This window comes from Vibrio sp. Vb1755 (assembly GCF_033338635.1).
Taxonomy (GTDB): domain Bacteria; phylum Pseudomonadota; class Gammaproteobacteria; order Enterobacterales; family Vibrionaceae; genus Vibrio; species Vibrio alginolyticus.
The window spans coordinates 46,846-55,027 of record NZ_JAWOTA010000029.1; the positions used below are offsets into that span (position 1 = coordinate 46,846).

Here is an 8,182-nt window from a genome sequence, read left to right on the forward strand (position 1 = left end):
TACCCAAGTAACTTAGATGTGCTTCATTCAAATCGTAATTTGTTTCGTAAAACAACGTACTCTTTCGAGTCAGGCATATCGAGGCTACTTGAGCATAATCGTACTTTTTAAGTTTTTGATTTTTAGTTATTATTTTATCATACTTAGTAAGTTGTAGAATAAATCACTCACTTCAGTTGAATTTAAAAAAGCACTATTTAATTCCAGTTTCTTTTCAAAATCGGAATATTTATCGAATTCCTCTTTCTCAACTAAACCTATTGGTGAGTTGTCGTTAACGTGGCTTTCATATTTTTTGATGGTATATAATTTAGACTTTTCGTCAAAATATTGAATTATCTTAATGTTAACGTCAGGTCTCTCCGTATTATACGTGATCGTAATTTTTTCATAATCTTTATTAATCGGAGTCGTAAGCCCTGTAGGGTAGATGATTTTAAACCTATTAATGTCATTCTTCTTCGTGCTTTTATAATGTTTTGAGTATGAAAAGTTTTCAATTGCACTTTTAGTGACGATAATTGACTCACCTTTCTTTAAACCGTATTCGGTACATTCATAATCGTCGACAACCGTAGAATTTCTTTTCTTTTCAATCAGGTAGGACATAGTTGCAGATGTCCCTCCGTGTTCCAGTTTTTGTTGGTTTACAGAACAATAGAAATGACCTTTGTCCACCGTCATTGCGTTGACTTGTTCCGGATTTGAAATGGTGGGATGTATATCTTTTGCTGGATCGTTGTCGCTTCCTCCTGAACCGCATCCAACTAATCCGATACAAACGGCCATATAAAGCAAAGAGATTTTATTCATACTGTATTTCTCAATTAAGATGTGTGATTGCAAATAACGATTAATTACATTTTTATAAAGTGAAATGTTTTTTATTTTAATTGAACGGTGTTTTATTGGTAATTTAATCGTTTGCTTTTATTTTGTCTCTTACGGTATCTATGTTTTCATTTATGGTATGAATTATTAGATTTGCACAATTGTGAGTTGCAATAGGATAATAATCGCTAGCCAACTACTTGTGTAGGTACCGTTATGATTTATATATCCGTTAAGTCTAAGTTTTTAGTCTTAATTTCATGTATTTATCGTGAAAGTGACTTAGAAGTAAATAACTAACGTTGTTTGAGGGGAGCCTGGGCTTCACTGATCTTGTTTTTCATCAAGGCGTTGTATAATGAACAAGGACTCTATTTCCAACTTGTTGATACATATCAGATCTCACGGATCTGATATGCATTCCAAGTTATTCTCACTAAGGCAAGAATCTTAGCTTATTTAAGGATAGAAAGTTTACTTGGGTGTAGAAGATATTAGTAATCCAATGTGCCACGGATAGGGTAGTTATTGTTTGGATCGCGAATCCATGCCAATCCGCGTGATAGCGCGCCAAGCTCAGGGCGAACAAACGGGTTGTTTGAAATATCCACCACGTGTAAGTCGCCGTGTTCATTCACCACAAACAGACCTGGTTCTGCGAAATTATGATCGGTTTCCTGTTCAGATCGAGGAATAGATACATACAAGCCTAGCGTTTTCATTTGTTCTTCGGTCAGGCCGTAAGCGATAGGGAAGCTGATTTCGAGTTTCTCTAGATGCCCCTCTAGCTGTGCTTTTGAATCGCCAGAAACGGCAAGAATATCGACGCCAGCATCAGCGAAAGCCTGTTTGTAACTCTCAAGCTCGTTGAGGTACTTAGTACAAAGAGGGCAGTGTTTACCACGATAAACGAATACTGCTTGCCAAGTCGCATCACCTTGCGGCTGACCCAACGTTACGCTTGAACCATCTAGCAAAGTGGCTTGAAGATGAGGGAAGCTGTCGCCCGCTTTAAGTTTCACTGAAGTTGCCATATTGACTCCCGAATTGGTGGTGTATATCCATGAATGCCCCTTTCTCAACAAAGCGATTGGGGGATGAGACTTCAATGTAGACTCTGTTTTGCGGTGTTTCAACTAGTTAACTTTTAGTAACCTGCAATAAGGTAGTAGAGTGCAAAAGATGAAAAAGCAGAACTTAAGATACAACGAAGTGGGGGTGTAGTATCAGGAGCTAAGTTCTGCTTGAGGTTAGGCTATGACCACTGGAACATATCGTTAAGATAAACCAGAGTCATCACTTCTATTTTATTACTCGATTGAGCTAGGCGTTGCTGAAAAAAGTACGCCATCATTGGCTTCTTCATTTCTTCCTCCTTTACGCTGACGAGTAAATTATGCGTATAAAAGGGGATATAAAAAAGAGAGTGCTTTTGTTGGCTTTTTTCCTAATAACGTAAATATATGGGGCTTTAAAGCCGAATTTGGAGGTTAATTGTGGAAAAGGGGAACAGATAATTAGGAAGTTTTCTTATTTTATTACCGCCAACTTAAGTAAACTATTCCTATCCACAAACTTCACAGATCTAAGGTTGATTCAGTGTCTGATCTCAATTTGTTTCGCTATTACCAACGATTACTCTCGTTTAGCGTTGGTGATGAAACAAAAACCACGTTACAGGACATTGCCGACATCATGTTCACTTCTTCTCGGCATGCTCGTAGCCTGCTAACGCAAATGCAGCAGAAGGCGTGGTTGAGCTGGCATCCGAAAGCTGGGCGGAACCAACGATCGACTCTCATTCTGAATATGGAGTTAGACGTTTTAAAAGAGAGCTTGGCTCTTGAACGTATCAAGTTAGGCAAGTATGAAAAAGCGCTGGCGATATTAGATGAAGACGAACTGGCATTTGGCCGTTTGTTAAAAACAACGTCTGGTGCTTCTGTGCAAGAAGGACAGCTCAATATTCAATTAACCTATAAGCGAATGTTTGAGCGCGTCGTTCCACATCAACTTCAGCGTAGCAGCGAACGTTTCTTATTAAGGCAAATCTATTGTTGCTTAGTTTCGAGTGATAACAATGGGAAAGTGCAACCAGAACTCGCACATCACTGGCGTTATGACGAAGACACCTACGAATGGACTTTCTACCTTCGTCCAGGTCTGACTTTTCATAATGGTAATTCCATTGATGCAGAAACAGTGGTTAGCTTGTTTGCAAAGTTGAGTTCACTACAGTACTACGAAAAAGAGTTGGCACATGTTGCTAACATTACTGCGCCAACGCCACTGAAAGTTGTTTTTAAGCTTAATCGAGCTGACTTGGGCTTTGCTGGACTTATTTCTGGGGTGAAATACGGCATTCAACCAGTAAGCCAAGTTAACGTAGCGAATAACAAGCTGGTGGTCGGAAGTGGCCCATTCTCTGTTGTCGAGCACAATGAAAGTCGTTTAAAACTGCAAGCATTTAATGGTTACTACGCATGTAGAGTTCTAACGGATTTGGTGACTATCTGGATTGTTAATGACGAGCAGATGGAGAACCCGTCATTGGCAGCAAATACGTTGCAAAGGGATGCTTCGCCCGAGGAGGATTTGTGTGGACACTATATGTCGACGCAAAACCGAGAAAACTCATCGGCGAGCAAGCGTAGTCGAATAGAAGATGGTTGCTTATTCGCCTTATTTAATCAGCACGCTAAGCACAAACTCTCTTTAGCGCAGCGCCGTTATATTAGTGAGCTAATTCAACCTGAGCACTTGGCCGAAGTGATGCGCCGCGAGAATATTGTATTTGGGAGTATACCCGCTTATAACCTGCTACCAGGTTGGAAACCAGTGCTCCGTCCGTTCAGTGAGCCGCTTAAGTTACCTAAACACATTACGATAGCCGGATATAACTATACCGCGTTGCGTCGCTGTGCGCGGGCTATTTCTAATCGTTTGGTGAGTGTTGGCAGTAAAGTAGAAATTGTTATGTATTCCTATCGTGAGCTGAACGAGAAAGCTAAGAATGGTGAGCTAAATGAGACGATGGTCGTGACGAACATAAACCTAGATGATAATCGTCATGCCTCAGCGTTCACGAACTTCTTCAGCAACGCTGTGCTATTCCACACTTTGGGAGAGAAGAACGCACAATGGTTAGATGAACAACTACAGAGAGTCAGATCTTTCGTTCCACTTGAGGACTACCTTAATGCATTGGAGCCAATTGCATCGACGTTGATCAGCGAATACTGGATTGCACCTATGTTCCACCATACACAAACTTTGCGCTTCCAAGGTGTGTTAGAAGACGTCGCTCTTACTAACTGGGGTTGGCCAGATATTCGCTCGGTGTGGTCTGCGGATTAACTGCCTTAGTTATATAGCAAAGTGCTGCTTCACGAATTCAATGAAGGCTCTGGTTTTCGCTGATTGATAGATAAGTTGTGGGTACACCAAGTAAACCGCGTTGTGCTGGTGGTCAGTTTCTTCCGATAGAACCTGCACTAGACGGCCGTGCTCAACGTCTTGTTCGACAAAGTAACTTGCTAACCGAGCAATGCCATTGCCAGACAGGGCTGATTCTTTGAGTAAGCGGTTTTCATTGCTTGAAAGCCAACCTTGGGTTTGAACTGTTCCCGTTTTTAACGGCCACTCTTTTTGATGCAATGTGGTTAAGCATTGATGCTCTTGTAAATCATCTAATGTCTCCGGCGTACCTTCTTCTTGCAGATACTGAGGAGAGGCAACCAGCCAGTGGTGGTAGTCCAAAAGGTGATGAGCAATCATATTCTCTGGCGGCGTTCTTGTCGCTCGAAACGCAAAATCAACGCTGGTTTCTGTCAGATTAAACGCTTGATAGCTAGAAAGGATCTCGAACTCTACGTTTGGATGTAAAGCGCGAAACGCTACGCACAAATCATGCAGCACCGCTTCAGCAAACATCTTGGGAGCGGTAAGACGAATCAGACCGTCTATTTGTTCAGATCGCTGACTTAAACTCTTTTCCATTTCCATTACGCGGCGTTTGAGATCTTCCGCTTGTGCAAAGATCGATTCACCTTCTGCCGTCAATCTCACGCTGCGTGTAGTTCGAACAATCAAAGGCGTGGCGAGTTCCGATTCCAATCGCTTGATTTGTTCTGACAGGTAACTTTTAGAAATGCCAAGTTGCTCCGCTGCCCTAGAAAAGTTAAGTGTTTGAGCCACTTCGGCAAACAGCATCAGTTTTTCGATTCTCTTATAATCTGCCATCTTGATTGCTCGTCTTTATTGTTCGCTTTAATTGTTCGGTAACGAGGATAATGAATTCGATTTTACGGTATTAAACTAATTTTTACGAACGGTAAGATGGTTAGAGTTAACTTAAGAAATTGAAGATGCAGAAATCGGAAAAGTGAGAATAACGATGAACAATCCAACACTACCGCTCGCCAAAACCTTACCTAACGTTAGCCGCTTGGTCTTCGGCTGCATGGGGCTTGGAGGGGAGTGGAATCGCAACCCATTAACCGCCCAAGATGAAAACCAAGCTTATGCCGCTGTAGAGGTAGCATTAGAGGTGGGCATCAATCTCTTTGATCATGCGGATATCTACAAATTCGGTAAGGCAGAAGAAGTGTTTGGGCGCATCTTAGCCAATGACTCAACCTTACGAGAACGAATTTATTTGCAATCCAAGTGCGGCATCCGTCTAGGAGATGAGCAAGGTGTTAAGCAGTATGACTTCTCTGCTAAATGGGTGACGGCTTCTGTTGAGGGCATTCTTGAACGCCTTGGCGTGGAAAACCTTGATGTTTTGATGCTGCATCGTCCTGATCCTTTGGTTGAATTTGAAGAACTGGGCACAGCGCTAAAAGCTCTGAAACAAGCTGGCAAAGTTAACCACTTCGGTGTTTCTAACATGAACAGTGCTCAAATTGATCTTCTTCAACAAGCTACGGGCGAAGTTGTTGTGGCGAAACAGTTGGAAATGAGTCTGGCTAAGTCTGACTTCATCAAGCAAGGCATGGGGCTTCCTTCGTCTGCATCTGACTACGTTGCAGGAATACTGGAACATGCCCGTAAGCACAATATCCAACTGCAAGCGTGGGGCAGTATGGCGCAGGGAAGATTCTCAGAGCGTGGTTTACATTCTGATGATCACAACACCAGACAGATTGCGGAGATGGTGATGGCGCTAGCAGCTGAATATGGCGTGCCGTCAGAGGCGATTGTTTTAGCCTTCCTAACGCGTCACCCAAGCCAAATTCAACCTGTTATTGGTACTGCAAACCCACAACGTATTCGCGCTTGTGCTCAAGTAGAGAACGTCACGCTATCACGTAGCCATTGGTATGGCTTGTTCGAGAAAACCCTTGGTCATGAGATCCCGTAGGAGAGAAAAATGAAATACGTACAAGTTCAAACTCTAATTCAAACGGCATTGGAAATTGCGACTGCTCGCAAGCAAAACATTGCGGTTGCCGTGGTTGATACACATGGAGAATTGCTCGGTTTTGCCCGAATGGATGATGTGAGTGTGCAAGCAGGTTTGTTGGCACAGAACAAAGCTTACACCTCGGCTAGAGACCGTCAGCCTAGCGGCAATCTGGGTGCTTGGGCTCGTGAGACGGGTAAGCAGTTGAGTTATTGGACTGACCCGAAGATCACAGGCTTTATGGGTGGTGTGCCTATAGAACAAGAGGGGAAAATCGTCGGTGCAATTGGCATTAGCGGTTTGGCTGAGCAAGATGATGAAGCACTTGCGATGGAAGTATTAAACGCGCGTTGAGTATAATGTTTATCAGTAGGTGTGATGCTTTGTCCAGCTTTGTACTCACTGTAGGGACTCAAGTTCACAGGCTTCGTCGAGTCACAATGCTATCTAATAGCCTGAAGTAAGCAGAAGTTGAAATCGCGAACTATGATTAATTTATTTGAAAGCTTTGAGGCCTAAATATGTTTCATAAGGTATTCGTTTCGCTATTTTTTGTTCTCCTCTCAGGCTGTGGTACGAGTGACAGCGCGTTAAAAGAGAGCGGTTATGATGAAGCTTATATCCAAGGCTTTCATGACGGTCGGCATAGTGGTATGCAAGAGGCAGGGAATGATTTTGAACACTATATTAAGGACGAAACAAGGTATCAAACCGACTCAGATTATCGACAAGGCTGGGATGCTGGTGAGGTAGAGGGTAACAAGTTACAAAAGCAGGCGACCGCGATAGGACAAGGCATGATTGATAATTCATATGAAGAACGTGATGTCTTTGATCCTGATAAAGTGGCGAAAGATGCAATAAAAGGCGTTGATACATCGGAATTGAAAAGCCTAGAGTAACGGACTGATATAAAGAATAAAACTCGTCATTTGACGAGTTTTTTTTGTCTAAACGGTTCATGTTTCAACGCTCAACAGGGCATTCATCGTTTGAGTATGAGTAATGTGGTTAATCACCTTTCTTGTTCTTTTGTTCAAGGATTAACGATAACAGGCGAACGAGCAGGGACTGAGCTTCCGGTGAGAGCAATCGCGCCACGGCCGTTAAGTCATTTGCTGTGACATGCTGAACATCACGTACATCTAAGGCAATATCTAGGTCAGTCAAATGAAGCGAACGCAATATGGCACGATATTGTGAGAGTTTAAGATCGGACTCTCCGCGCTCGATCCTTTGATATGTTTTTACGCTCATTCCAGCGATGTTTGCCATTTGCTCACGGGAGAGGCCATTCGATTTTCGTCTTGCGATCAGTGCTTGAATTATAGGGTCTACCTGCATGTGCTCTCCTGAAAGGACAGTTTTGACCTAAACGGAGCAAGAAGTGGACCAGTTTAACCACCACATATTTACCTGCTTTGCAATCAGTATAAAAATAACTGTCTTATAAAAACGTAAATATTTTAGTCAGTTATTAACTCAATGGAAAAGTATCAATCATACAAATCAATAGAAACGAAAGCTTCTATTCGCAAAATGCAACGCATTTTAGATCATTTATTTAGTGAAATTGATCAGCAACATCGTGAGACTAAAGAGAATGTTGTGACACTGATTCAACAGTCACAACAGCGATTGATGAACTACAAAGAGCTTTACCTTCACAAAGAATCGATAAGTGAAGTAGAGCTGCGGATGGCGCATGAAAATATGAGTGAGACTGAGAAGCAGGTCGCCGATATGGGTATTCCAGTGTTAACTTATATCATTGGCGCGCTAGATAAAGCGTATTAACACAATCGTAACGTCGGGCGATACAAGATTTATGCAATTTCGATCAATTGATGACATCTAAAAGAAAGGGTGCAAATGCTGGGGAACCACACCCAGCATTCGGACACTCATTTACCTATATTTTCGAACCGTAAATCAGTGTTTAGA

At 42.3% G+C, this 8,182-nt stretch carries 9 protein-coding genes; 5 read left to right on the forward strand and 4 right to left on the reverse strand.

The genetic code is table 11. From position 1 onward, the window contains the following. Positions 1–129 precede the first annotated feature (129 nt). Together R7E00_RS19310 and R7E00_RS19315 are read right to left on the reverse strand one after the other, a co-directional pair. On the reverse strand, positions 130–813 hold the full coding sequence (locus R7E00_RS19310) for a hypothetical protein (RefSeq protein WP_017821619.1): 684 nt from the start codon (positions 811–813) through the stop codon (positions 130–132). A 512-nt stretch (positions 814–1,325) separates the two neighbouring features. Beyond that, entirely contained in the window at positions 1,326–1,865 is a 540-nt protein-coding gene (locus tag R7E00_RS19315; RefSeq protein ID WP_005385152.1) for a redoxin domain-containing protein, read from the reverse strand. Between the two features lie 565 nt (positions 1,866–2,430). On the opposite strand from R7E00_RS19315, the gene R7E00_RS19320 reads away from it, so the two are divergent. Then, the gene (locus tag R7E00_RS19320; protein ID WP_017635839.1) at positions 2,431–4,188 is read left to right on the forward strand and encodes an SgrR family transcriptional regulator; all 1,758 of its coding nucleotides are present in this window, start codon (positions 2,431–2,433) and stop codon (positions 4,186–4,188) included. A gap of 9 nt (positions 4,189–4,197) precedes the next feature. Here the strand turns inward: R7E00_RS19320 and R7E00_RS19325 are convergent, their stop codons facing one another. Continuing rightward, the gene (locus tag R7E00_RS19325) at positions 4,198–5,073 is read right to left on the reverse strand and encodes a LysR family transcriptional regulator (RefSeq protein WP_017635840.1); all 876 of its coding nucleotides are present in this window, start codon (positions 5,071–5,073) and stop codon (positions 4,198–4,200) included. Positions 5,074–5,227: 154 nt separating this feature from the next. Between R7E00_RS19325 and R7E00_RS19330 the strand changes: the two genes are divergently transcribed. The 3 genes from R7E00_RS19330 to R7E00_RS19340 all read left to right on the forward strand — a co-directional run bounded on the left by R7E00_RS19330 (position 5,228) and on the right by R7E00_RS19340 (position 7,140). Next, the gene (locus R7E00_RS19330) at positions 5,228–6,196 is read left to right on the forward strand and encodes an aldo/keto reductase (protein WP_158155339.1); all 969 of its coding nucleotides are present in this window, start codon (positions 5,228–5,230) and stop codon (positions 6,194–6,196) included. Between the two features lie 9 nt (positions 6,197–6,205). Beyond that, entirely contained in the window at positions 6,206–6,592 is a 387-nt protein-coding gene (locus R7E00_RS19335; RefSeq protein ID WP_042521512.1) for a GlcG/HbpS family heme-binding protein, read from the forward strand. Positions 6,593–6,759: 167 nt separating this feature from the next. Further along, positions 6,760–7,140: a hypothetical protein gene (locus R7E00_RS19340; protein ID WP_005375467.1), complete on the forward strand. Its 381-nt coding sequence runs from the start codon at positions 6,760–6,762 to the stop codon at positions 7,138–7,140. A gap of 109 nt (positions 7,141–7,249) precedes the next feature. On the opposite strand, the gene R7E00_RS19345 is transcribed toward R7E00_RS19340, so the two are convergent. Further along, a complete protein-coding gene (locus R7E00_RS19345; RefSeq protein WP_005375470.1) occupies positions 7,250–7,582 on the reverse strand; it encodes a helix-turn-helix transcriptional regulator in 333 nt (110 codons plus the stop codon). A gap of 141 nt (positions 7,583–7,723) precedes the next feature. Here R7E00_RS19345 and R7E00_RS19350 point away from each other — a divergent pair, with 141 nt between their 5' ends. Continuing rightward, the gene (locus tag R7E00_RS19350) at positions 7,724–8,035 is read left to right on the forward strand and encodes a hypothetical protein (protein ID WP_005375472.1); all 312 of its coding nucleotides are present in this window, start codon (positions 7,724–7,726) and stop codon (positions 8,033–8,035) included. The last annotated feature ends 147 nt before the right edge of the window (positions 8,036–8,182 follow it).

Bases quoted from the DNA above. Each gene is read 5' to 3' on its own strand.
- R7E00_RS19350 (WP_005375472.1), top strand. From the start codon at position 7,724: ATGGAAAAGTATCAATCATACAAATCAATAGAAACGAAAGCTTCTATT.
- R7E00_RS19345 (WP_005375470.1), bottom strand. From the start codon at position 7,582: ATGCAGGTAGACCCTATAATTCAAGCACTGATCGCAAGACGAAAATCG.
- R7E00_RS19315 (WP_005385152.1), bottom strand. From the start codon at position 1,865: ATGGCAACTTCAGTGAAACTTAAAGCGGGCGACAGCTTCCCTCATCTT.
- R7E00_RS19340 (WP_005375467.1), top strand. From the start codon at position 6,760: ATGTTTCATAAGGTATTCGTTTCGCTATTTTTTGTTCTCCTCTCAGGC.
- R7E00_RS19335 (WP_042521512.1), top strand. From the start codon at position 6,206: ATGAAATACGTACAAGTTCAAACTCTAATTCAAACGGCATTGGAAATT.
- R7E00_RS19310 (WP_017821619.1), bottom strand. From the start codon at position 813: ATGAATAAAATCTCTTTGCTTTATATGGCCGTTTGTATCGGATTAGTT.
- R7E00_RS19330 (WP_158155339.1), top strand. From the start codon at position 5,228: ATGAACAATCCAACACTACCGCTCGCCAAAACCTTACCTAACGTTAGC.
- R7E00_RS19325 (WP_017635840.1), bottom strand. From the start codon at position 5,073: ATGGCAGATTATAAGAGAATCGAAAAACTGATGCTGTTTGCCGAAGTG.